The 25,199-nt window shown below is 61.4% G+C and carries 16 protein-coding genes; 5 read left to right on the forward strand and 11 right to left on the reverse strand.

Annotated features, from left to right (window positions below; translation table 11 throughout):
* Positions 1-169: 169 nt before the first annotated feature.
* The 4 genes from hutU to hutC all read right to left on the reverse strand — a co-directional run bounded on the left by hutU (position 170) and on the right by hutC (position 4,987).
* Entirely contained in the window at positions 170-1,867 is a 1,698-nt protein-coding gene (gene hutU, locus ACQKEN_RS01765) for a urocanate hydratase (RefSeq protein WP_427683214.1), read from the reverse strand.
* A 585-nt stretch (positions 1,868-2,452) separates the two neighbouring features.
* Positions 2,453-3,631: a Na+/H+ antiporter NhaA gene (nhaA, locus tag ACQKEN_RS01770; protein ID WP_427683215.1), complete on the reverse strand. Its 1,179-nt coding sequence runs from the start codon at positions 3,629-3,631 to the stop codon at positions 2,453-2,455.
* A gap of 55 nt (positions 3,632-3,686) precedes the next feature.
* Positions 3,687-4,280 (reverse strand): HutD/Ves family protein, encoded by a 594-nt coding sequence (locus ACQKEN_RS01775; protein WP_427683217.1) that lies wholly within the window; start codon positions 4,278-4,280, stop codon positions 3,687-3,689.
* On the reverse strand, positions 4,277-4,987 hold the full coding sequence (gene hutC, locus ACQKEN_RS01780) for a histidine utilization repressor (protein WP_427683784.1): 711 nt from the start codon (positions 4,985-4,987) through the stop codon (positions 4,277-4,279). Before hutC ends, ACQKEN_RS01775 begins: the two co-directional genes overlap by 4 nt.
* Before the next feature lie 190 nt (positions 4,988-5,177).
* Between hutC and ACQKEN_RS01785 the strand changes: the two genes are divergently transcribed.
* Entirely contained in the window at positions 5,178-6,542 is a 1,365-nt protein-coding gene (locus tag ACQKEN_RS01785) for a formimidoylglutamate deiminase (protein ID WP_427683218.1), read from the forward strand.
* A 62-nt stretch (positions 6,543-6,604) separates the two neighbouring features.
* Here ACQKEN_RS01785 and ACQKEN_RS01790 read toward each other — a convergent pair whose 3' ends face one another.
* The 6 genes from ACQKEN_RS01790 to ACQKEN_RS01815 all read right to left on the reverse strand — a co-directional run bounded on the left by ACQKEN_RS01790 (position 6,605) and on the right by ACQKEN_RS01815 (position 16,096).
* A complete protein-coding gene (locus tag ACQKEN_RS01790) occupies positions 6,605-7,099 on the reverse strand; it encodes a lipocalin family protein (RefSeq protein ID WP_427683786.1) in 495 nt (164 codons plus the stop codon).
* A gap of 86 nt (positions 7,100-7,185) precedes the next feature.
* A complete protein-coding gene (gene bamE / locus ACQKEN_RS01795) occupies positions 7,186-7,440 on the reverse strand; it encodes an outer membrane protein assembly factor BamE domain-containing protein (protein ID WP_427683220.1) in 255 nt (84 codons plus the stop codon).
* A gap of 261 nt (positions 7,441-7,701) precedes the next feature.
* A complete protein-coding gene (locus ACQKEN_RS01800) occupies positions 7,702-8,712 on the reverse strand; it encodes a class 1 fructose-bisphosphatase (protein ID WP_065986681.1) in 1,011 nt (336 codons plus the stop codon).
* Between the two features lie 209 nt (positions 8,713-8,921).
* Positions 8,922-10,322, reverse strand: a complete 1,401-nt coding sequence (locus ACQKEN_RS01805; RefSeq protein WP_427683221.1) for a DUF3999 domain-containing protein — start codon at positions 10,320-10,322, stop codon at positions 8,922-8,924.
* Entirely contained in the window at positions 10,319-13,189 is a 2,871-nt protein-coding gene (locus ACQKEN_RS01810) for a DUF2339 domain-containing protein (RefSeq protein ID WP_427683222.1), read from the reverse strand. The genes ACQKEN_RS01805 and ACQKEN_RS01810 overlap by 4 nt, the downstream gene beginning before the upstream one ends.
* Before the next feature lie 423 nt (positions 13,190-13,612).
* The gene (locus ACQKEN_RS01815) at positions 13,613-16,096 is read right to left on the reverse strand and encodes a glycogen/starch/alpha-glucan phosphorylase (RefSeq protein ID WP_427683224.1); all 2,484 of its coding nucleotides are present in this window, start codon (positions 16,094-16,096) and stop codon (positions 13,613-13,615) included.
* Between the two features lie 377 nt (positions 16,097-16,473).
* Here ACQKEN_RS01815 and pip point away from each other — a divergent pair, with 377 nt between their 5' ends.
* From pip to mdoH, 4 genes are all read left to right on the forward strand, one after another.
* Positions 16,474-17,445: a prolyl aminopeptidase gene (gene pip, locus ACQKEN_RS01820; protein WP_427683226.1), complete on the forward strand. Its 972-nt coding sequence runs from the start codon at positions 16,474-16,476 to the stop codon at positions 17,443-17,445.
* Entirely contained in the window at positions 17,446-17,883 is a 438-nt protein-coding gene (gene dtd, locus ACQKEN_RS01825) for a D-aminoacyl-tRNA deacylase (RefSeq protein ID WP_427683228.1), read from the forward strand.
* Positions 17,884-18,147: 264 nt separating this feature from the next.
* Positions 18,148-20,121: a glucan biosynthesis protein G gene (locus ACQKEN_RS01830; RefSeq protein WP_427683230.1), complete on the forward strand. Its 1,974-nt coding sequence runs from the start codon at positions 18,148-18,150 to the stop codon at positions 20,119-20,121.
* The gene (mdoH, locus tag ACQKEN_RS01835; RefSeq protein ID WP_427683232.1) at positions 20,114-22,711 is read left to right on the forward strand and encodes a glucans biosynthesis glucosyltransferase MdoH; all 2,598 of its coding nucleotides are present in this window, start codon (positions 20,114-20,116) and stop codon (positions 22,709-22,711) included. The genes ACQKEN_RS01830 and mdoH overlap by 8 nt, the downstream gene beginning before the upstream one ends.
* Before the next feature lie 216 nt (positions 22,712-22,927).
* Here the strand turns inward: mdoH and ACQKEN_RS01840 are convergent, their stop codons facing one another.
* Positions 22,928-24,871, reverse strand: coding sequence for a methyl-accepting chemotaxis protein (locus ACQKEN_RS01840; RefSeq protein WP_427683234.1), 1,944 nt, complete (start codon positions 24,869-24,871; stop codon positions 22,928-22,930).
* Positions 24,872-25,199: the final 328 nt, after the last annotated feature.

The following is a 25,199-nucleotide window of genomic DNA, read 5'->3' on the forward strand; positions in this document are numbered from 1 at the left end:
AAACATCTCCGTAAATCGAGTGTTGGCACGCGTACTTGTGCTGCCGAACTTCTGTAGGAGCGCGCTTGCCCGCGATCGCATGATGTCGGGCGCTATCAATGTTGAATGGTCCGACGCTATCGCGAACAAGGTGGAGCGCCACCCCGGTCACTCCTACAGGGAAGTGCTTCTAGTCGTTAATCATCGGCAGGTTCAAACCCTGCTCTTTGGCGCAGTCGATCGCGATCTGATACCCGGCATCGGCATGACGCATCACACCGGTGGCCGGGTCGTTGTGCAGGACGCGGGCGATGCGCTCGGCGGCTTCATCGGTGCCGTCGCAGACGATGACCATGCCCGAGTGCTGCGAGAAGCCCATGCCGACGCCGCCGCCGTGGTGCAACGAGACCCAGGTCGCGCCGCTCGCGGTGTTGAGCAGGGCGTTGAGCAGTGGCCAGTCAGACACGGCGTCGGAGCCGTCCTGCATCGATTCGGTCTCGCGGTTCGGGCTGGCGACGGAGCCGGAGTCCAGGTGGTCCCGACCGATCACCACCGGCGCCGACAGCTCGCCGCTGCGGACCATTTCGTTGAAGGCCAGGCCCAGTTTGGCGCGCTGACCCAGGCCGACCCAGCAGATGCGTGCCGGCAGACCCTGGAAGCTGATGCGCTCACGGGCCATGTCCAGCCAGTTGTGCAGGTGCGCGTCGTCCGGGATCAGTTCTTTGACTTTGGCGTCGGTCTTGTAGATGTCTTCAGGGTTGCCTGACAGCGCAGCCCAGCGGAACGGCCCCACGCCACGGCAGAACAGCGGGCGAATGTAAGCGGGCACGAAACCGGGGAAGTCGAAAGCATGGGCGACGCCCACTTCCTTGGCCATCTGACGGATGTTGTTGCCGTAATCGAACGTCGGCACGCCCATTTTCTGGAAGGCCAGCATGGCTTCGACGTGCTCGGCCATGGATTGCTTGGCGGCCTTGACCACCGCGGCAGGCTCGGTGGCGGCACGCTCGCGGTACTGCTCCCAGGTCCAGCCTTTTGGCAGGTAGCCGTTGAGCGGGTCGTGGGCGCTGGTCTGGTCGGTGACCATGTCCGGGCGCACGCCACGGCGGACCATTTCCGGAAGGATCTCGGCAGCGTTGCCGCACAGCGCGATGGAGATCGCCTCGCCTTCGGCGGTGTATTTGGCGATGCGGGCGAGGGCGTCATCGAGGTCAGTGGCTTGTTCGTCGACGTAACGGGTTTTCAGGCGGAAATCGATGCGGCTCTGCTGGCATTCGATGTTCAGCGAGCAGGCGCCCGCCATGCCGGCAGCCAGTGGCTGCGCGCCGCCCATGCCGCCAAGGCCGGCGGTCAGGACCCAACGGCCTTTCAGGTTGCCGTCGTAATGCTGGCGGCCGGCTTCGACGAAGGTTTCGTAGGTGCCTTGAACGATGCCCTGGCTACCGATGTAGATCCAGCTGCCGGCGGTCATCTGGCCGTACATCGCCAGGCCTTTTGCATCCAGTTCGTTGAAGTGTTCCCAGCTCGCCCAGTGAGGGACCAGATTGGAGTTGGCGATCAGCACGCGGGGCGCGTTGCTGTGGGTCTTGAACACGCCGACCGGTTTGCCGGACTGCACCAGCAGGGTTTCGTCGTCATTCAGGTTCGTCAGGCTTTCGACGATCTTGTCGTAGCATTCCCAGTTACGCGCCGCACGACCGATACCGCCGTAGACCACCAGTTCGCTCGGGTTCTCGGCGACTTCCGGGTCAAGGTTGTTCATCAACATCCGCAACGGCGCCTCGGTCATCCAGCTCTTGGCGGTCAGTTGCGTGCCACGGGCTGCGCGGATTTCAACATCGCGGCGTTTGGTCCATTGCTGAGCAGGGGTGTTGTGGTCAGTAGTCACTTAACAATCCTCGATGATCAATCCGGCCTGGACGCGGGGTCCGTGACGAACGTGGGAATAAGGTTCTGCATGAGTGCCGCCGTTGTCATCCGAACTGGCATGGGGACTTCTTACCGACTCATGCTTACTTGTACATACAAGCATATGCAACCAAGGGGCCAATGTTGGCTTTGAATGCGGATAAAAGGCTTTGGGCCTCTCTGGCGCAGGCTTTTCAACGATCAGCGGGGCGGGGCGGGGAAAGTCGCAGGAGTGGTTGCAGGAAGGAAATTGTTACTTTTCGGTGCGAACGCCCCAGCGCAGTGCGTGGCTGGGGGTAACAAAGGGGTTGAGGACGACCGAGTGCCTGTAGGAGCCGGCTTGCTGGCGAACGAAATTGGTTTGAAATGAAGATGTCGACTGAAACACCGCATTCGCCAGCAAGCCGGCTCCTACAGGCTGCGTGCGAGGTCGACCATCATCCACCGCAAAACCATTCCAGGAGCGCGCTTGCCCGCGATTACGGTGTGTCAGGCAACGGTTAAGTTGGCAGACCTGACGCATTCGCGGGCAAGCGCATTCCTGCATCGGGATCAGCGATTGAGATCAGTGCTGAGCCAGCTTGCTGCGCAACAGCCACACCCCGGCAAGCGCCGACGCGATCGAGCCCAGCAACACGCCCACTTTCACTTCATCGATCAGATGCGCGGCGCCCGGGAAGGCCAGGTTGCCGATGAACAGGCTCATGGTGAACCCGATCCCGCAGAGCAGGGCCACGCCATATAGCTGCGGCCAGTTGCTGCCTTCCGGCAGTGTCGCCAGCCCGGATCGGATCGCCAGCACCGCCGCGAGAAATACACCGATCTGCTTGCCGACAAACAACCCCAGCGCGACACCCAGCGGCACCGGGTCGACCAGGTTGCCGAGAGTAATGCCCGACAGGGACACGCCCGCATTGGCGAAGCCGAAAATAGGTACCACCGCGAACGCCACCCAGTAGTGCATTTTCTCTTCAAGAAACAGCAGCGGCGAGCGGGCTTCCTCCTTGCGCGTGCCCAGCGGAATGGACAGTGCCAGCGCCACACCGGCCAACGTTGCGTGTACGCCTGATTGCAGCACGAAGAACCACAGCAGCAGGCCGAGCAGCAGGTACGGCAGCAATTTCTGCACGCCCATGCGGTTCATGATCACCAGCACGGCCAGCGTCGCGAACGAGGCGCCGAGCATCGGCAGGTTCAGGCCGCTGCTGTAGAACAGCGCAATGATGGTGACGGCGCCCAGGTCATCGAGAATCGCCAGTGCGGCCAGGAACACTTTCAGCGACGTCGGCACCCGCTTGCCCAGCAACGACAGCACGCCAAGGGCGAAGGCGATGTCAGTGGCGGCAGGGATCGCCCAGCCACTCATGGTTTCGGCGTTGCCCATGTTGACGCCGATGTAGATCAGCGCCGGCACCAACATGCCACCCGCTGCCGCAAAACCGGGGAGCGCACGCTGGCCCCATGTGGAAAGACCACCGGCCAATACTTCGCGTTTGATTTCCAGACCGACCATCAGAAAGAAGATCGCCATCAGCCCGTCGTTGATCCACAGCTCGATCGACAGCCCGCCCCAGACACTGTGCAGTGCGGCGAAATACGAGGGGGCGAGGGGGGAGTTGGCGACGATGATCGCTGCGAGGGCGGCACCCATCAGCACGAGGCCGCCTGCCGATTCCGATGCGAGAAAACTGGCAAGGATGGCGAGGGCTCGTGGGCTTTCTTTGTTGTCGTTGAGCGTCGTCATGGTCGTCCCTGTGCTGGCGAAAAAAAGACGCAATCTAACACAGGGGTGGCGGGACTCAGACGCGCGACAGCTCGATCACGCACACACGGCTGGCGCGCGGGGCGTAGAGCACCGTCTCCAGCAGCGTGCCCGGGGCATTGTCCAATTGTAAGCAGTCATGTTTTTCGAGCACTTGCGGCGGGTGCTCGCCGACATTGGCGGCCATCTGCTCGGCGGTGCTGAACACCAGAAACACATCGGCCGAACTGAAAAATCGCTGGGGGTGCATAACATCGATCCATTGCAGTCGCGCGCGGTAACGGGCTGGCGAGTAGATCAGGTTGAAGTCGCGGATCGGACCGTCGAGCAGCGTGCATGACACAGCGCTGTCGCCGCTGAACGCGAACGGATCGGACGGCAGCAGTGGCTCGCTGTCTTTGTCATCGATATTCAGCGTCATGCCTGCGCCTTGCAGCACCGTGATGATGCGCTGATAACCGGGGAACACCGAAAAACCGCCCGACTCGCCGATGTCCGCAATCGACAGCCGCCAGCCGAAGCCTTCCAGGCCTTCGCCGGCATCGCGGGTGATTTCCTCAGTGCTGCCGCCACCGTTTTTCCAGGGCATGCGCGGGTAGTCAGCGGCGCGCAGAACAGTCAGTTGAGTCATTTGCTGAAGCGTCCTTCCAGGCGGTGGCGTGAGCCGGGATGAATCAGGCGGGCGGCCGTCACCGGTTGGCGGCCGGACCAAGTGCGTCGACGCACCAGCAGGCACGGCTCGCCCTTCTCGATCTGCAGCAACTTGCATTCGTCGGGCTCGGCGAGAATCGCCTCAACCACGTGCTCGCCTTCTGTCAGCGGCGCGACCTGGGAAAGGTAGGCGTAGGGCGTTTGTTGGGTGAAATCCTGCTGCAGGTACTCCGGCGCGACGAGGGCGTTGACGAAACGGTCTTCGATTTGCACGGGAATATCGTTTTCGAAATGCACGATCAGCGAATGAAAGACCCGCTGGCCTTCACGCATGTCCAGCGCCAGCGCGCGTTCGGAACCGGCGGCTTCCTCGGTGAGGATGATCACCTGGCAGGTGTGGGCGTGTCCGCGGGCGGCGATCTCATCGGCGATGTTGTGCACTTCGAACAGCGCGGATTGGGTCTTGGGCTCGGCGACAAATGTACCGACGCCTTGCATGCGCACCAGCATTCCTTCAGCGGTCATTTCGCGCAGGGCGCGATTGATGGTCATGCGGCTGAAGCCCAGTTGCGTCACCAGTTCGCTTTCGGACGGCACGCGGTGGTGCGGCGGCCAGGTGCCGTTCTGAATCTGCTGGGTGATCATGTGCTTCACCCTGGCGTACAGCGGCGCCGGACTGTCACCCATCTGGGAAGCCAGCGGCAAATGGGCAGGTGGAGTCGGCACAGAGAAATCCTTGTTGTGGCGTTATTCAGGCGGAAGAGGTTACAGCGTCCACGCTAACCATTAACACGTGTGCCGACAAGCGCGGCGCAGTTTACCGGCCGTATAAACGTCTGTATATGTATAGACAATTTCAAGCAAGGGGTGCCGAGTCATGTCCGTTTTCTTTGCCGAACGCGCGTTATTGCCCACTGGTTGGGCCAGCAACGTACGTTTCGAGGTCAGCGCTGATGGCCTGCTGAGCCAGGTTCAGGCCGATGCCGAACGCGGCGACGCCGAACTGCTCAACGGGCCTGTCGTGCCGGGCATGCCCAATCTGCACTCCCACGCCTTTCAGCGCGCCATGGCCGGTCTGGCGGAAGTGGCCGGCAATCCCAATGACAGTTTCTGGACCTGGCGCGACCTGATGTATCGCCTCGTCGGGCAGATCAGTCCGCAGCAGCTTGGCGTCATCGCGCGGCAGCTGTACATCGAAATGCTCAAGGGCGGCTTCACTTCGGTCGCCGAATTTCACTACGTCCATCAGGACACCACCGGCAAGCCCTACGCCGACCCCGCCGAGCTGGCGCTGCAGGTCAGCCAGGCGGCGAGTTCGGTCGGCATCGGCATGACTTTGCTGCCGGTGCTCTACAGCCACTCTGGCTTTGGCGGCCTTACGCCGAACGAGGGGCAGCGCCGGTTTATCAACAGCACCGACAGTTACCTGGATTTGCAGTCCCGCCTGAAATCCGTGATTGCCGCGCAACCCGCCCAGGCGCTGGGGCTGTGCTTTCACTCGCTGCGTGCCGTGACCCCGCAGCAGATCAGCGAGGTGACGGCCGCCAGCGACCCCCATTGCCCGATCCACATTCATATCGCCGAGCAGCAAAAGGAAGTCGACGATTGCCTGAGCTGGAGCGGTCGCCGGCCGTTGCAGTGGCTGTATGAAAACGTCGATGTCGACGCGCGCTGGTGCCTGGTTCACGCGACCCATGCCCAGCCGGACGAAGTGGCATTGATGGCGAAAAGTCGTGCGATCGCGGGACTGTGCCTGACCACCGAAGCGAATCTGGGCGACGGGATTTTCCCGGCAGTGGATTACATCGCTCAGGGCGGACGCTGGGGCATTGGTTCCGACAGCCATGTGTCGCTGAGCGTGGTCGAAGAACTGCGCTGGCTGGAATACGGCCAGCGTCTGCGCGATCAGCGCCGTAATCGGCTGTACCGGCCTGATCAGCCCATGGTTGGGCGCACGCTGTACGACGCGGCCTTGGTGGGCGGTACCCAAGCGATGGGGCAACCGGTGGGTGCGCTGGAAGTAGGCAAACGGGCAGACTGGCTGGTGCTCGATGGCAACGACCCGTATCTGGCGACGGCATCCGGTGATGCCATTCTCAATCGCTGGTTGTTTGCCGGCAGTGATCGTCAGATCAAGGATGTGATGGTCAATGGCCGCTGGGTGATCCGCGACGGCCACCATGACGACGAAGCGCAGACCAGCCGTGCGTTCGCTCAGGTATTGCGGGAGTTGCTGGGCTGATGCATCTGCGGTGAATGGACCGCTTCGCGAGCAAGGTGGCGCTCCACCTTGCTCGCGATAGGTCAGTCCGCTTTGCCCACTTTCGAATCCGCTACCCGCCAGATCAACTTGGTGGTGTCGTAACCCTGTTGCTGAGCTTTCATCAGCAGGTCGTTGCGCACTGCGTCCGGCACATGAGGCGTGCGCGACAGCAGCCACAGGAACTTGCGGTTCGGGCTGCCAACCAATGCCACCTTGTAGTCGGGGCTCACGTACAGCACCCAGTAATCGCCCTTCGCCACACCCGGGAAGAGGTTCGAGAACCAGTTGTCGAACACGACCCACAGCTTGTCGGTCTTGCCCTGAATCTGCGGTGAAGCCGTTCCGGTTGCCTCCTCCCACTTGCCCTCGATCGTGCGGCAGCGGTTGGTGACAGCGATGTTGCCATCATCCTTCAGCGTGTAGTGCGCTTCGGACTGCGCGCAGTTGCGCTGGAAGAACATCGGCAGCCGCGCGACTTCGTACCACGTGCCCTGATAACGCTTCAGATCGACGTGATCAACCGTCTTCGGCGCCATGGAGTCAGCTTCAGGCTTAACCGCACAGGCGCTGATCCACAAGGCTGCCAGCGCCACCGCGCCGATTTTCATTGCCTGACGAATACTCATTTAAGGCCCTGTCCGGAAAACAGCACGACCTTGTCAGCGGCGTATTGAACGCTGATGAACGTCTTCGCATCGCCCCACGTGCAGCTGGACATCCCCAGCGCACCGGAGCATTCGGTCGGGCTGCCAAGCAGTTGTTCGACCTGCGCCTTGGGCATGCCGGCCGAGATTTTCGAGTAGTTTTCCTGAGTGACCTTGCTGCAGGCCGCCAGCAAAACGCAGAACGACAACACCGCGAGAGTGCGCAAAGACATGAGATGAAGCTCCTGAATCGGATGGGGGGCAGCGTCGCAGCGCCTAATGCCAGCAAATGATGATAACGGCGAATTCAGCATTCGATACATTTCTGTAGGAGCCGGCTTGCTGGCGAACTCGTCGGGACAGGCAACCAGGCGGCGACTGGCCCATTGCATTCGCCAGCAAGCCGGCTCCTACAGACACGCGCTGCTGCTCAATGCGTCAGTCAGCGCTGACATTGGAAAAAAAATGGCCGCTAAAAGCGGCCATTCAGAACTTTATTCCTTGTGATACGCCGTGGCGCGTTCGACTTCTTCCTTCGAACCCAGGAAGACAGCAACACGCTGGTGCAGGCCTTCGGGCTGGATGTCGAGGATGCGCTGATGGCCGTCGGTTGATGCGCCGCCGGCTTGTTCCACCAGGAACGACATCGGGTTGGCTTCGTACATCAGACGCAACTTGCCCGGCTTGGAAGGCTCGCGGGAATCACGCGGGTACATGAACAGACCGCCACGGGTCAGGATGCGGTGGACGTCGCCCACCATCGCCGCGACCCAGCGCATGTTGTAGTTCTTCTTCAGCGGGCCGTCTTCGCCGGCCAGCAGCTCTTCGACGTAGCGCTTGACCGGGGCTTCCCAGTGACGCTGGTTGGACATGTTGACCGCGAACTCCTGGGTGGACTCCGGAATCTTGATGTCTTCGTGGCTGAGGACAAAGCTGCCCATCTCGCGGTCCAGCGTGAAGCCTTTGACGCCGTCACCCAGGGTCAGTACCAGCATGGTCTGCGGGCCGTAGATGGCGTAACCGGCGGCGACTTGCTGGGTGCCTGGCTGCAGAAAAGCCTTCTCGTTCAGGGCTTCGTTCTGGCTCAGGTACTCGTTCGGGCAACGCAGCACCGAGAAGATCGTGCCGACCGGCGCGTTGATATCGATGTTGGACGAACCGTCCAGTGGGTCGAATACCAGCAGGTAGGCGCCTTTCGGGTATTTGCCGGGGATCTGATAGGCGTTGTCCATTTCTTCGGACGCCATGCCGGCCAGGTGACCGCCCCATTCGTTGGCTTCGAGCAGAATCTCGTTGGACATCACGTCCAGTTTCTTCTGCACTTCACCCTGCACGTTTTCGGTGCCCATGCTGCCGAGCACGCCGCCCAGAGCGCCTTTGGATACCGCGTGGCTGATCTCCTTGCACGCACGCGCCACGACTTCAATCAGAAAGCGCAGATCGGCAGGGGTGTTGTTGGTGCGGGTCTGCTCGATCAGATAACGACTCAAGGTAACGCGGGACATGGAGAGCTCCGAAATGGGGGATAAAAACGCGCACAGTCTAGCGTGAGCGGAGATTTAATACTGCCTGTCAGACCGAGTAGGTAGTGATTCAGTTCACGGGCTACATAAGCCTAGCGCGATCAGAGCGATGAATTGGCGGGCATCGTCTGCAATTTTTTCGATGCCGGATCGATTCAGCGTCATCACCCCGACACTTATAATTTGGCGCGTTATTTTGGACGAGACCCGCGCAGTGTGCCGAGCGCCATCCATGCCAGAAAAATCACGCCGAGTATCAGCACGGCCCACAAACCGAGGCGCTTGATGTCGGGGCCACTGGCTTCCGCGGGCGCGGCCGCAGCAACCGGCGCGACCGGCGTGGACGCCAAGGCCGCTCTGCCCAGCGCCGCCAGTTTCTCGGGGCTGACACCGGGAATCAGCGTCGCCAGTGGCAGCGCAGTGCTTTTCACCGTGGCGTTGCCGACGGCGAGGCTGTAAGGCGGTGCGCCGCGACCGAGAAACACCAGTTGCGTGGCGCGCACGGCAAAACTCAGCGCCGGCGCGTCATTGCCCAGGCCGCCGCCACGGTCATCCACCTCAAGTTTCAGCTGCTGCACGACATTGCCGGGCAGCTCCATTTCGTCCTGCACAACGTCCTGACCGTTCTGGCTGAGCCGATAAAGCAGGCCGTTGTCGATCAGTTGCCATGGCGCGTTGCCGTCACGGCGCCCGTACAGCGTGGCGGGCGCGAGGCTGTTAGGTTGTGTGATGTCGATCCGCATGCGTTCAAGCGGCAGGGCCACCGGCAATTGCCACACATACACGCCGGGTTTTTCGACGCGACCATTGATGGCAGGCGACCAGCTCAACGGCAGCACGCCGGGCTGCGTGCCGATCAGTTGCACGGCGTTCAGCGTCGGCGCAGAGAGGGGCGATTGCCACAGAAGACGCAGATAGCGGGCGCTGCGCCCCGGCAGATTGACGACGCGCTGCTCAACCAATTCGTCAGCAAATGACAGCCTCGCCACCTGACCATCGCCCCACCGCTGCCAATGCTGGAGGTCGTCGCTGGCTTCGATGCTGAACCGCTGAAAGCCGTCGCGCTCGCTGCTCCAGTCCAGAATCAGTTGATCCAGCGGCGCGTTGATCGCGCTGGTGTCGAGCAGCCAGCCGCGCAGAATCTCTTCGCCCGCCTCGATCTCACCCTGGGGCTGAACCTCTACCAGCGTGCCGCTGGGCGTGCGCTCGACGCGGATTTTCGGCTCGGCATCTTTCGCGGCGTCGCTGTTGTACAGCGGGAACCACTTCACCGAGACCGGGCTTGCGTCGGCTGCACGCTGGGGCGGGCTTTGGGTGATTGCGTAGGGCTGGGCCTGGCCATCTGCATTGAAAACGCGCACGTCGTTGAGAGTGCTCTGGCGCGCGTTCAACTGCACGCCGAGGGGCAACTCCAGCCGATACCAAGGCCCTTCGCCGCTGATGGTCAGGGGCGCATGGGTGGTGAAATCATCCGGCAGATCCTCCGCCTGGCTGAGCGGGGCCGCGCACAGTATCGAGCCCAGAAAAGGGGCAAGCAGGGCAGCCTTGATGACGAACTGACGACTCAACTGAACACTCCTTACGCGCTTCATTTCGATGCCCGGCTCGCAGCGTCGGCATCGGTCAGACCCTCGCTTCGGGCCGGATGCCGGGGCGGCAGGGGGGCGAAATATCCCACCACCAGCAACAGAACGCCAACGCCGATAAAGGAAATGATTCGCTCCAGACCGCCACGATTGCTCAGCTCGACGAAGAACAGTTTGGCCACGACGATCCCGATCAGTGCGGCGCCGACGATCCACAGGTCGCGTCGGGCGCGCAGATGGCCGACGATCATCAGCGCCAGCGCGGTCAGCGTCCAGACGATGGAAAGGCCGGCCTGCACACGCATTGATTCAAACAGCGCGTCGGGGTACCAGGCCACGCCGGCCCAGTGATGCGCCGTGCGCAGGACCATGGCGGTAATCAGCGCGAACAGCGATGCGCCGGCAATGACCAGCGCCGCTTTCTGCGCACGCCCCTCGCTGACGCCTAACTGCGGCAGCTGCTGGCGGGTCCAGCTGAAGATGCCGGTCAGGGTGATCAGCAAGCCCAGTTCCAACGGGTTCAGCAATGGCAGATAGGGCAGGGGATCGGCAGCGCCTTCGCTGAACCCGTTCGCCAGCCAGAACCAGGCGAGCATCAATCCAGCCATCGGCGCGGCAGCCCAGACACGGTATTCACGCGGATAGGCGCTGACGGGCCAGGGCCACGTGCGGGATGCCGTCATCGCCAGCAGATACAAGCTCGGCAGCAACGCCCATCCCAGCCAGCGCCAGGCGTTATACGCCTCCGACAACGCCAGCAATCCATAACGAAGTTGCAGCGAGAGCACGCCGATGATCAGCCAGCAGCCGATCACATGGGCCGCACTGCGCAGGCGCGGGAGCAGCAGTTTATCGAGCTGCTTCAGTGACCACAGATGAACTGCAAACACCGTGAGCCAGCCCACCCAGCCCCAATTGGCGGCGGGGTTGTAGTAGGTATTGAAACTCATCAGCGCCAGCAACACCGCGCTCATGGGCGTGAGCAGCGTGGACAGTTGTGCGATTCCGGCCCAGTTAAGGCGCAGGGCCGCCATGGTCCACAGCCCGACGCTGACGGCGCCCAACAGCAGCAGCGTCGAAAACTCGGCCTCTTCCGGCACGTAATGGGTGCTGACGCACACCGCTGCGGACCACCACACCGCGCCCCAGATCGACAGCAACGGCTGCAAGAAACGATTGCTCAACGACAAACGCAGGGTGCCGACGCGCTCGACCGTGAAGGCGCTGACCAGACCAGCAAGGGCGATGATCAGCGGTGTCCAGAAGTCGCCGTGATTGAAGTTCGGTACATCCCAGCGACCGACCGCACCCAGGAACGCGATCCCCGCGCCCAGTTGCAGCAGCAGGCCGAAACCCCGAGCCAGCAAGCGGTTCTGGCGCATGCCGAGCCAGAACACCGCCGCGCCTTCGACCGCCCAGGCGACCGTCGTCCATTGCGCGCTCAGGCCAAGTGGAATCGCCAGCGTGCCGAACACCACACCCAGTGAAAGGCACGTTTCGACCAACAGCAATGCCCGGCCCGGTGCGCGCCCGGCCAGAAACCGAGCAATGCCCATATACAGCAAGCCCAGCGCCAGTGCGCTCAAGGCAGCGCCGAATTCGATGTGTTGAACGAGCGCGTACTGCAGGCCAAAACCGACGATGGGCGTCCCGAACAACAGGCTGCCATCGACGTAGTGTGTCTGACGCGCGGACCAGCGCAGGGTGGCTTCCCGGCTGTCGTCGTCAGGCCCAGCGGCGTGTTCTTGCAGCTTGCGCCGGGCGAACAGCAGGCCGATGGCCAGGTACATCAGGAAGAACAGGATCAGGAAGGGTTCGGTGCTCCAGAACAGCTCGGACGTGTACGCATCCATGCCCCAGGCGAAACCGATGCCGAATGTGCCGATGAAGCCGATCAGGTTCAGCGGGCGCCACGCCTTGAACCACGCAATGGCGAAAATGCCGGCGTTGAGCAGGGCGAAATAACTGAACAGCGCGACGTGACTGCCCTCGCCAGAGGACGTCAGCAGCGGCGCGGCAAATCCGCCCAGCGCGGCGACGCAGGCGAGGGCCAGGGAGTTTTGCGTGACGGCGAGAATGGCCGAAAACACGGTGACCGCCACCAGCAGGCTGAATGCCATGCCCGGCGCCAGCAGGGTGTGAACTTTCATCGCGGCGAACACGGTCAGGTACAGCACCGCGACGCCCGTCCCCTGCAGCATCAGCGCGAAGGATTCATTGCGGTGACGCAGCCACCAACCCAGACCCAGCAATGCCAGCGCCGCCACCGCGACGCCGGCATAACGGGCTTCGATCGGAACGACCATGCCTTCGGTGGCGTAGCGCAGCAGAAACGCCAGGCCGAGAAACAGCAGCACCACGCCGACCCGCAACACTGTGTTGCCGCCGAGCAGCCAGTTTTTCGCGCGCAGTAAGGCGCTGTCGAAGAGGCTGTGCTGGGGAGGAGCGGGCTGGGTTGAAGCGTGCTGAGAGGCGGGCACGTAACTCGGGGCTGTGGATGATGGCGCCTGTGCAGGGCGACTCCATTCCGAATCGCCGACATCTGGGGCGGCCGGCTCAAGATCCGGAAGATCCCACAGCAGTTCCGGGCCGTCGTCTGCGATGGGCTGAACATTTAACGGCGCTGACAGGGGCGCATCCGGCAACTGGGCGGCGGCGGAATCCAGCTGGCTTAAGCGTTGTTGTACGGCGTCCAGGTCCAGCCGGGTCTTGGCAAGTTCAGCTTTCTGCGCGGCGGTTTCCCGCGTCAATGCACCAAGCCGGAAGCTCAAACCCGCAGCCAGGCCAATGACCGCGCCGACAGCGCCGCCCAACAGCGACTCATCAAGAAGCGCTCCGATCACCAGACCGGCCAGCAGAAGAATCCATTGCACGCGATGACATCCCTTCTCGGCCGATTACCGGCGATGGCGAAAAGTATATCGGGCGTCAGGAAAGGGGAAACATTTTGTGTCGGGGAAGGAGAACTGAGTCGCTGATGCATCTGGGCGCAAACATATCCGGCGTTCGAATGCTGATCTGTTGATGCTGCTGGCCCAACCGGTGGGTTGAGAGAACGTTGCGTGGTCGGCGCAGACCTGTAGGAGCGCGCTTGCCCGCGAAAGCATTCCGTCAGCAAATAATTAGCCGTCTGATCCACCGCAATCGCGGGCAAGCGCGCTCCTACAGTGGATTTATGTCGTTGGCGAGAGGTGTGATCGAGGCGATTCTGCGGGACCTTCAGCCAGTCATTTCAGTGGGCTGGCTATGCAAAGCAGCGGTGGTCGTTTCGGGGAGAAACGACCACCTCCAGGCTTTTAATCCAGCGCGTTCCAGATTTCGGTCGCGTATTCGCGGATGGTCCGGTCCGAAGAGAACCAGCCCATGCGCGCGGTGTTGAGCACCGCCGAGCGCCACCATTCTTTCGAATCGTGCCAGCGCGCTTCGACCTTGGCCTGGGCGTGCCAGTACGACTCGAAGTCCGCGCAGACGAAGAAGCGGTCGTAGTTGATCAACTGATCGATCAACCCGGCGTAGCGATACGGATCATCCGGCGAGAACACCCCGCCTCGAATCGCTTGCAGCACGTCATTCAAACGCCCGGACGCGGCGATGTCCTGATGCGCGTTGAACTCACCGGCATGCTTGCGCGCTTCGACTTCCTGCGCGGTCATGCCGAAGATGAACATGTGCTCCAGACCGACCTGTTCGCTCATCTCCACGTTGGCGCCGTCGAGGGTGCCGATGGTCAGTGCGCCGTTGAGGCCGAACTTCATGTTGCTGGTACCGGACGCTTCCAGACCCGCCGTGGAAATCTGCTCCGACAAATCCGCCGCCGGAATGATGCTTTCCGCCAGGCTGACGTTGTAGTTGGGCATGAACACCACTTTCAAACGGCCACGCAGCGTCGGGTCGTTGTTGACCGTGCGCGCGATGTCGTTGGTCAGCTTGATGATCAGCTTGGCCGAGTGATAACTGGCCGCCGCCTTGCCACCGAAGATCTTCACGCGCGGCACCCAATCGGTGCTCGGGTCGGCACGCATGGCCTGATACAGCGCCACGGTGTGGAACAGGTTCAGCAACTGACGCTTGTACTCGTGGATACGCTTGACCTGCACATCAAACATCGCCTCAGGGTTAACCACGATGCCCATACGGTCCTGAATGATCGTGGCCAGCGCTTGTTTGCTTTGCAGGCGCTGAGCGGCGAATTCCTTTTGGAAACGTGCGTCGTCGGCCAGGGGCTCCAGTTTCAGCAGCGCGGTCTCGTGGTTGTCGAGCACCTGCTCGCCCAACTCGTTGACCAGCATGGACGTCAGTTGCGGGTTGGACTGGAACAGCCAGCGGCGGAAGGTGATGCCGTTGGTTTTGTTGTTGATGCGGTCCGGGTGCAGCTTGTGCAGATGGGCGAAAACGGTCTTGCGCATCAGCTGCGTGTGCAACGCAGACACACCGTTCACACTGTGCGAGCCGAGGAACGCAAGGTTACCCATGCGCACGCGACGGCCGTTGTCTTCCTCGATCAGCGAGACGGCGCGCAGCAGGTCGAACAGTGCAGGGTCATCTTTGAAGTCTTGGCGAACCTTGTCGATGTGCTGGGCGTTGATCATGTAAATGATCTGCATGTGGCGTGGCAACATGCGCTCCATCAGGCCGACCGACCAGGTTTCCAGCGCTTCAGGCAGCAGCGTGTGGTTGGTGTACGCCAGGGTGCCGACGGTGATGCGCCAGGCCTCGTCCCACTCCACGTCGTGCAGGTCGATCAGGACGCGCATCAGCTCCGCCACGGCGATTGACGGGTGCGTGTCGTTCATCTGGATGGCCACGTGCTCCGGCAGGCTGCTGATGCTGTAGCCCATGTTCTTGTGGCGGCGCAGCAAGTCCTGCAGCGACGCCGAGACGAAGAAGAACTCTTGACGCAGGCGCAGTTCCTGGCCGGCTTCGGTGCTGTCGTTTGGATACAGCACGCGGGAAATACTTTCTGCCCGCACCACTTCCGCCACCGCACCGACGTGGTCGCCGGCGTTGAAGCGTTCCAGGTGCAGGTCCTCCACGGCGCGCGCACGCCAGAGGCGCAGCGTGTTGACCGCTTTGCCGCGCCAGCCCACCACTGGGGTGTCGTAAGCAATCGCGCGGACGGTTTCGCCGGCGGTCCAGACCTGACGGGTTTCGCCCGAGGCATCCAGAACCGGTGCGCCCGCTGCATCAAGCTGGGGCTGCACGCTGCCGCCGAAGCCGATCTGGTAAATCACTTCGGGGCGTTCGAATTCCCACGGGTTACCGAAGTCCAGCCAGTTCTCGGTCTGCTCCTGCTGCCAGCCATCGACAATGGCCTGACGGAAGAGGCCGTGCTCGTAACGAATGCCGTAGCCATGACCGGCAATGCCGAGTGTCGACATGCTCTCCATGAAGCAAGCAGCCAGACGGCCCAGGCCGCCGTTGCCCAGCGCTGCGTCAGGCTCCAGCGAGCGGATCTGCTCCAGGTCGACGTTCAGCCCTTTCAACGCTTCGCGCGCGGTTTCGAGGATGCCCAGGTTGCTGAGGCTGTCGAACATCAGACGGCCGATCAGGAACTCGAGGGAGAGGTAATAAACGCGCTTTTTTTCCTGCCGGTAGACGTAGCGCGTGTGGTTCATCCAGCGCTCGGCCATTTTGTCGCGAGTCGCCAGGGCAATTGCCATGAACCAGTCATGGTCGAAGGCATGGTCGGGATCTTTACCGACGGCATACTCGAGTTTGTTCAGCACAGCTTCTCGGAAGGCTGCCACTTCAGCGTCACGAACGTTGGGTTCCGGAGACATCGGGTACGACCTCAAGTTGTTTTGACGATTAAATGGGTGGGTTGACTGTAGGGCGTGTCATTGGTTATTTCCTCCCGGTCGGATGAAAAATACGCGGTTGCACGACCCTCGGTTCGACTCGAACAAGCTACCTCGGTTCGCCGTCATTGCACACTGGCGGTGAATCTCTGGCGCTTTCCCCTGATCGGGAGACGGCTTGCATTGATCGTTCCACTCTGGCGTTGATCTTGCTCATGCTTGCTGTCAACGGGCATATGCCCGTGAAACAGGGGTTGGAGTTGGCCAGAATCAGGCAGTCATGTTCATTCGCCGATTCGGGTTTATGATGCCCCACGGCAGATAGACCGCAGCCCCTGAACCGGACTTTTGGAGCACCTATGCAGACTTTGTACCCGCAGATCAAACCTTATGCCCGGCACGATCTGGCAGTGGAAGAGCCGCATGTGCTGTATGTCGATGAAAGCGGCTCGCCGGACGGCTTGCCTGTCATCTTCATCCACGGCGGGCCGGGTTCGGGATGCGATGCACAGAGCCGCCGCTATTTCGACCCGAACCTCTACCGCATCATCACCTTCGATCAGCGCGGCTGCGGTCGTTCAACGCCACACGCCAGCCTGGAAAACAACACCACCTGGCACCTGGTCGATGACCTCGAACGCATCCGCACCCACCTGGGCATCGATAAATGGGTGGTGTTCGGTGGCTCGTGGGGTTCCACGCTTTCCCTGGCCTATTCGCAAAAGCACCCTGATCGGGTTCATGCACTGATTTTGCGCGGCATCTTTCTGAGCCGGCCCCAGGACATCAAATGGTTCTATCAAGAGGGCGCCAGCCGCCTGTTCCCGGATTACTGGCAGGACTACATGGCGCCGATTCCGCCGGACGAGCGCGGCGACGTGCTCGCCGCATTCCACAAGCGCCTCACCGGCACCGACCAGATCGCCCAGATGCACGCCGCCAAGGCGTGGTCGACCTGGGAAGGGCGCACCGCCACGTTGCGTCCGAACCCGCAGGTGGTCGATCGCTTCACCGAGCCCCATCGCGCCTTGTCCATCGCGCGCATCGAGTGTCATTACTTCACCAACGGCGCGTTCCTCGAAGAAAACCAGCTGATTCGCGACATGCCGAAGATCGCCCATCTGCCGGGCATCATCGTGCATGGACGCTACGACATGATCTGCACGCTGGACAACGCCTGGGAGCTGCATCAGGCGTGGCCGAACAGTGAGCTGCAGGTCATCCGCGACGCCGGGCACTCGGCGTCCGAGCCGGGGATCACCGACGCATTGGTGCGCGCAGCGTCAGAAGTGGCGCGGCGTTTGCTGGATCTGCCGCCGGAAGAGGCATAAATGAAAGCCTTGCTTCAGCGCGTTTCCCAGGCGCGCGTCGACGTTGGCGGCCAGACCATTGGCGCGATTGATCAAGGATTAATGGTCCTTATTGGCATCGAGCCTCAAGACACGCCCGTCAGCGCCGACAAGATGGTGCACAAGCTGCTTAACTACCGGGTATTCAGTGACGCCGACGGCAAGATGAATCTTTCATTAATCGACGTTAACGGCGGGTTACTGCTGGTCTCTCAGTTCACACTGGCGGCGGATACTAAAAGCGGGATGCGGCCGAGCTTTTCAAAAGCGGCACCCCCGGCACTTGGCGCCGAGCTGTTTGGCTACCTGGTGACAAAGGCCAAAACCTCTCACGCCACGGTGGAAACGGGCCAGTTTGGTGCAGATATGCAGGTGCAGCTGATCAATGATGGCCCCGTGACATTTTTGCTGGAGACCTGAACAGCCCGGTCTGTTTGATGGCCCCGGATTTACCCGCTTTAAACGCAATAAATAGTTTGCGTCACCTGATGCGTTGTAACGCGAGCTACTGGATAATCGCGCGCTACAAAGGCGGGCCAAGGCCCGTCAAATCGGTAAAACGCAGACTGGTCCGACACCGCTTGGGGAATCATTGGCCCCTTTTGGAGTCGGAACAATGCTCGCCAACCCGGCATTTGATAGCTGGCCGTTGGTTTCTTCATCTGTTTTCGGCGAGGGTTGCTCGTGATTGTTAGTCCATGTAATGCACCAAAGAACCCGGGCGGGCGCTTGCGCAGCGCGCTGCTGGCAGGGTCGGCTTTGTTTTGTCTGTTCGGCGCCAGTCAGCTCTGGGCGTTCGATCTCGACGACGTGGCGACAAAGGCCAAAGATCTGGCCGGACAGAAATTCACCGCGCCGAAGAGCAATCTTCCGGCCGAATTCCGCGACATGAAGTTCGCGGATTATCAAAAGATCCGCTTCCTGCAAGACAAGGCAGAATGGGCCAATGACAAGACCCCGTTCAAGGTCTCGTTCTATCATCAGGGAATGCACTTCGACACCCCGGTCAAAATCAACGAAGTCACCGCCAACTCCGTCAACGAGATCAAGTACGACCCGAGTCGTTTCGATTTCGGCGATGTGAAGTTCGATCCCAAGTCGACCGAGAACCTGGGCTACGCCGGTTTCCGCGTCACTTACCCGATCAACAAAGACGACAAGCAAGACGAAATCATGACCATGCTGGGCGCGAGCTACTTCCGCGTCATCGGTAAAGGTCAGGTTTATGGTCTGTCGGCGCGCGGGATGGCGATCGACACAGCCATGCCATCGGGTGAGGAATTCCCTCGTTTCACCGAATTCTGGATCGAGAAGCCGGGCCCGGATGACAATCATCTGGTCATCTTCGCCTTGCTCGACTCCCCTCGCGCCACTGGTGCGTACAAGCTGACCCTGCGTCCGGGCACCAACTCACTGGTTGATGTGCAGTCGCGCATGTACCTGCGTGACAAGGTCGGCAAGTTGGGCGTAGCGCCGCTGACCAGCATGTTCCTGTTCGGTGCAAACCAGCCGTCGAAAGTCCTCAACTACCGTCGCGAGCTGCACGACTCCAGCGGTCTGTCGATTCAGGCAGCCAATGGTGAGTGGATCTGGCGTCCGCTGAACAACCCGAAACACCTCTCGGTCAGCAGCTTCTCGGTTGAGAACCCGCGCGGTTTCGGTCTGCTGCAACGTGGCCGCAACTTCAGCCATTACGAAGACCTGGATGACCGCTACGACAAACGTCCAAGCGCCTGGATCGAGCCGAAGGGCGACTGGGGCAAGGGCACCGTTGATCTGGTCGAGATCCCGACTGCCGACGAAACCAACGACAACATTGTTGCGTTCTGGAAGCCGGAAACCCAGCCAGAGCCGGGTCAGCCGATCGACTTCAACTACCGTCTGCACTGGACCATGGATGAGGATGCCATTCACTCGCCTGACCTGGGCTGGGTCAAGCAGACCCTGCGCTCCACTGGCGACGTGAAGCAATCGAACCTGATTCGTCAACCGGACGGCAGCGTTGCCTACCTGGTCGATTTCGTTGGCCCGACCCTCGCCAAGCTGGGTGAAGATCCGTCGATCCGCAGTCAGGTCATCACCGATGACAACACCGATCTGGTCGAGAACAACCTGCGCTACAACCCGGTGACCAAAGGCTGGCGTCTGACGCTGCGCCTGAAGGTCAAGGATCCGGGCAAGTCGGTTGAGATGCGTGCCTACCTGCTGCGCGAAACCCCTGCCGAGCCAGGCAAGGAACCAGCGGTGATCACTGCTGACAAGTCGGACAAAAAGCCGGCCGCCAAGGCTGACGCCAAGCCTGCTGTTGCCGCTGCGCCCGTCGTTGCTGCACCGAAGGACGAGAAAGCTGAAATCGTTAAAACCGACGCCTTGAAGGCCGGCGATGCGAAAGACGCGAAAGACATGAAGGACGCTAAAGGCCCTAAAGCCGACAGCAAAGATGCCGCGAAGGCAGCCGATGCCACCAAGGTTGCCGAAGCCAAGTCGGACGAGGCGTACAAGCCTGAAGCCGCTCTGGGCGACGCTGCCAAGGCCAACAAAGGCATTAAAGATACCCCGCAGCCAGCGGTACAGGCTGCATCCACCCCACAGGGGCCGGCCATGATTCAACAAGTCCTGACCGAAACCTGGAGCTACCAGTTGCCAGCCGATGAGTAATTCACACGCGGTGCCAGAGCCTTTGAATGAGTCTCTCAGCGAGTACCTGGCGCATTTGCCGATGACCGACGCGCAGCGGGCAGAACTTGCCAGCTGCACCTCGTTCGCTGAGCTGCACGAGCGCCTTTCGGCGCAAACCGTCGCTGATTCCGCCGAGGCCGCCCAGGCTTCGGTGGGTCGTCGCCTTACCCTGACGACCGCTGATGAACTGCACGAAGCCGAGATGCTGAGTGTTGACGCCAGCGGCCGCGTTGTCCTGAAAGCCACGCCGCCGATTCGTCGGACCAAAGTCGTGCCGGAGCCGTGGCGGACCAACATCCTGCACCGCGGCTGGCGTCGACTCACCGGGAAGACCAACCCGCCGCCGCCCAAGGACGATCTGCCACGGGATCTGCCGAAGGCGCGCTGGCGCACCGTCGGTTCGATCCGCCGTTACATCCTCCTGATCCTGATGCTGGGCCAGACCATCGTCGCCGGCTTCTACATGAAAGGCATCCTGCCCTACCAGGGCTGGTCGCTGGTTTCGTTTGACGAAATCAGTCACCAGACCCTTTGGCAGACCGCTGTTCAGGTCATGCCGTACGCGCTGCAGACCAGCATCCTCCTGTTGTTCGGGATTCTGTTCTGCTGGGTATCGGCGGGTTTCTGGACCGCGCTGATGGGCTTCCTCGAACTGCTCACCGGCCACGACAAGTACCGTATCTCCGGTGCGAGCGCGGGCAATGAGCCGATCGAAGCCGGTGCGCGCACCGCATTGGTCATGCCGATCTGTAACGAAGACGTGCCTCGCGTATTTGCGGGTCTGCGGGCGACGTTCGAATCGGTCAAAGCCACGGGCGATCTGGATCGGTTCGACTTCTTCATCCTCAGCGACTCCAACGAAACCGACATCTGTGTGGCCGAGCAGCAAGCCTGGCTGGATGTGTGCCGTGAAACCGGTGGTTTCGGAAAGATCTTCTACCGTCGTCGCCGCCGTCGCGTTAAGCGCAAGAGCGGTAACCTCGATGACTTCTGCCGTCGCTGGGGCGGTGAATACCGCTACATGGTCGTGCTTGACGCTGACTCGGTCATGAGCGGCGAATGCCTGACCAGCCTCGTGCGCTTGATGGAAGCGACGCCGGACGCCGGCATCATCCAGACCGCGCCGCGCGCTTCGGGCATGGACACGCTGTATGCCCGCATGCAGCAGTTCGCAACTCGCGTATACGGCCCGCTGTTCACGGCCGGCCTGCACTTCTGGCAATTGGGTGAATCCCATTACTGGGGTCACAACGCGATCATCCGCATGAAGCCGTTCATCGAGCACTGCGCCCTCGCGCCGCTGCCCGGGAAAGGGGCTTTTGCCGGTGCGATTCTGTCCCACGACTTCGTCGAAGCAGCGCTCATGCGCCGTGCCGGCTGGGGCGTGTGGATTGCCTACGACCTGCCGGGCAGTTACGAAGAGCTGCCGCCGAACCTGCTAGACGAACTCAAGCGTGACCGTCGCTGGTGCCACGGTAACCTGATGAACTTCCGCCTGTTCCTGGTCAAGGGCATGCACCCGGTACACCGTGCGGTGTTCCTGACCGGCGTGATGTCCTACCTGTCGGCGCCGTTGTGGTTCTTCTTCCTGGTGTTGTCCACGGCGCTGCTGGCGGTGAACACGCTGATGGAGCCGACCTACTTCATGGAGCCGCGTCAGCTGTATCCGTTGTGGCCGCAGTGGCACCCGGAAAAAGCCGTTGCCTTGTTTTCCACGACAGTCGTGTTGTTGTTCCTGCCGAAGTTGCTCAGCGTGATTCTGATCTGGGCCAAGGGCGCGACCGGCTTTGGCGGTCGCATCAAGGTCACGATGTCGATGCTGCTGGAAATGCTGTTCTCCATGCTGCTGGCGCCGGTGCGCATGATCTTCCACACCCGCTTTGTACTGGCTGCCTTCCTGGGCTGGGCAGCGACCTGGAACTCGCCGCAGCGTGACGATGACTCGACGCCGTGGAGCGAAGCGGTCAAGCGTCACGGGCCGCAGACGCTGCTGGGCTTTTGCTGGGCGCTGCTGGTGGCCTGGCTGAATCCGAGCTTCCTGTGGTGGCTGGTGCCGATCGTGGGTTCGCTGATGCTGTCGATCCCGGTGTCGGTGATTTCCAGCCGTACGAATCTGGGCCTGAAGGCGCGCGACAACAAGCTGTTCCTGATTCCGGAAGAGCACACGCCGCCGCAAGAACTGGTGTCCACTGACCAGTACACCCACGAGAACCGCTGGCACGCGCTGAATGATGGCTTTGTTCGCGCCGTGGTCGATCCACAGCAGAACGCTTTGGCCTGCGCGCTGGCGACCTCTCGCCATCGCGAAGCCGAGCCGATCGAGTGGATGCGTGTCGAGCGTGTACGTCATGCGATTAAGGGTGGCCCTGAGCTACTGAACAACCACGAGCGCCTGCAATTGCTGAGCGATCCGGTTGCGCTGGCTCGGTTGCACGAGCTGGTCTGGAGCGAAGGTAATTCTGCCTGGCTCAATGCCTGGCGCGCTTCGGTGGACGCCGATCCCCATGCGCCGCTGCTGCCCCTGCAGCCAGCGACCCATGTGAAAGACGTGACCCCCGTCCACGCCTGATTCATGCGCTAAACAAAACGCCGCCGAAGAGTGATCTTCGGCGGCGTTTTTGTGTCTGGGCTTCGGACGTCTGCGCAGGGCCCATGGCCATGCGCAAATCAATTGTAGGAGCGCGCTTGCCCGCGAAAGCATTCCGTCAGCAAATAATGAGTCGTCTGATCCACCGCAATCGCGGGCAAGCGCGCTCCTACAGGTAAGGCGGTGGTACCTGCGCGATCAACTCACCCGAAACTTGCCGACCAGCTCCTGCAACTGCACGCCCAACCGCGCCAGTTCGATGCTGGAAGCGGCGGTTTCTTCGCTGGATGCCGCGGTTTGCTCGGACACATCCCGCACGTTCAGCACGCTGCGGTTGATCTGCTCCGCCACGCTGCTCTGTTCCTCGCCCGCCGCAGCGATCTGCTGGTTCATCGCCTGAATCGTCGACACTGTACGTGTGATGTGCCCCAGCGCGCTTCCGGCCTGACGACTCAGCTCGACGCTGCTGTCGGTCAGGGTTCGGCTGGCATCAAGGGTCATGACCACTTGCTGGGTCCCACTCTGCAAAGCCGCGATCAGCACTTCGATTTCCTCGGTGGACTCCTGTGTGCGTTGCGCCAGGCCGCGAACCTCATCGGCGACGACCGCAAAACCGCGTCCCGCTTCGCCTGCCCGGGCGGCTTCGATCGCGGCGTTCAAGGCGAGCAAATTGGTCTGCTGTGACACCGACTTGATCACGTCGAGCACCCCGCCGATCTTGTCGCTCTCCAGCTTGAGTTTGCCCATGGCCTGGGTGGAATTATTCACCTCCAGCGCCAGGCGCTCGATCTGCGCGATGGCGTCGTTGACCACCTTGTCGCCGTCCCGGGCTTGCTGATCAGCTTGCCGCGCGGCTTCACTGGCTTCTTCCGCATTGCGGGCCACTTCAATCACGGTTGAGGTCATCTGGTTCATCGCCGTGGCGACGCAGTCCGTCTCGTCTTTCTGGCTGTTGACGCCCACACTCGTCTGCTCGGTGACGGCTGACAGCTGCTCGGCCGCGCTGGCGATCTGGGTCACGCCCTCGCTGATGCCGCTGATGAGCTGGCGCAGGCTCAGTGTCATGTCCTGCATGCTGCACTGGAGCATGCCCATCTCGTCGCGACGGCCGACGTCTATGTCCTGACTCAAATCACCCTTGGCGATGCGCGCAGCGGCACTCAAGGTCAGCCGCAGTGGAGCGATAATCTGCTGGGTAATCAGCCATGCCGCGAGCAGGCCGAGCAGCATTGCCAGCCCGGCCACGGCACTGAGCGTCTGCCGCGACTGAGTGGCTTCGGCATCACGCCTCTGGCCTTGCAGCGTACTAATCTCGCCGGTCGAGGTGAGCAGGCTCTCACCTAGCTCCTCCATAGACTCCTGAGCCGCTTCAACCTTGACCTGCAGGTCTTTGAACTGGCCCATGTGCTCGCGGTATTTGAGCAGCGTCTTACGGGCGTTGAGCAATTCACTGACATTGCCATCGGCCTGATCGCTGGCGATCTGCTCGACTTCCTTGAGCGCTTCATCGATGGCGGTAATAGCGGCGATCTCGTAGGACTCTTTACCGCTGAACACGTACGCCTGGACTTCGTAACGGGCGTTCTGCACCTGCCCGCGCAATTGCTGAATGTTGGTGAACTCCCCGAGGCGCTCGCTGCTGTCCTGCTCCTGACTGACGGCTTTCAGGACCTCGCCTTCCACTTGGCCGATGGACGTGATTGCCTCCTCAGACAGAGCGGCCAGTTGCGCACGTGAATCAGCCCGCGCACTTAACAGCTTGGTCAGATCGGCAAAGGTGGCTTCGAGCGCCCTGACAGTGTCGCTCTGCCCATTGAGCAGCTTGAGAATGTCGGCAGGCGGGGCGTCGTCACGCAATACCACCAGATGCGCCTCGATCTCGTTGATGCGGTCAACGACCCGAGAAGCGCTTTCAGCGGTGTTTTCGACTCGAAAGACGATGCGCTCGGCGCGCAGGTCCTTGGTCATCGCGTTGAGTTGGGCGATGGAGGTCAATGACTCCGAGCGCTCGATCATGGTGTCGAGCCCGTGCCAGCCGGTCAGGGTTATGGCCAGGGTCAGAAGCAGAACCAGGCCAAAGCCCAGCGACAGTTTGAGTTTGACACTGGTATTGGCCAGCGCCTGATTGATGCCTTGCAGCATGATGCGTCTCCTGCGGATGAGCGATAAACGCGCATCGGCAGGGAAAGCGGAGGCGTGACCTGATCAGGTCGTAGGAGATTTCCGAGGGGAGGGAAGAGGTGACGCGTGTCACAGATTCCACCCGCTCGGAAGGCTGTTTTCCGCAGCGGTATGGCTGAGCGGCAGTACGCTAAATCCGTAGGAGCCGGCTTGCTGGCGAATGTGTTGGTTCAGTCACCATCTTTGCTACTGATCCACCGCATTCGCCAGCAAGCCGGCTCCTACAGGAGAAATTGCATCCACTGGCAAGCCGGTATCCACGGAGAAATTGCATTCACTGGCAAACCGG

The organism is Pseudomonas sp. NPDC078416, assembly GCF_050268485.1.
Taxonomy (GTDB): Bacteria; Pseudomonadota; Gammaproteobacteria; order Pseudomonadales; family Pseudomonadaceae; genus Aquipseudomonas.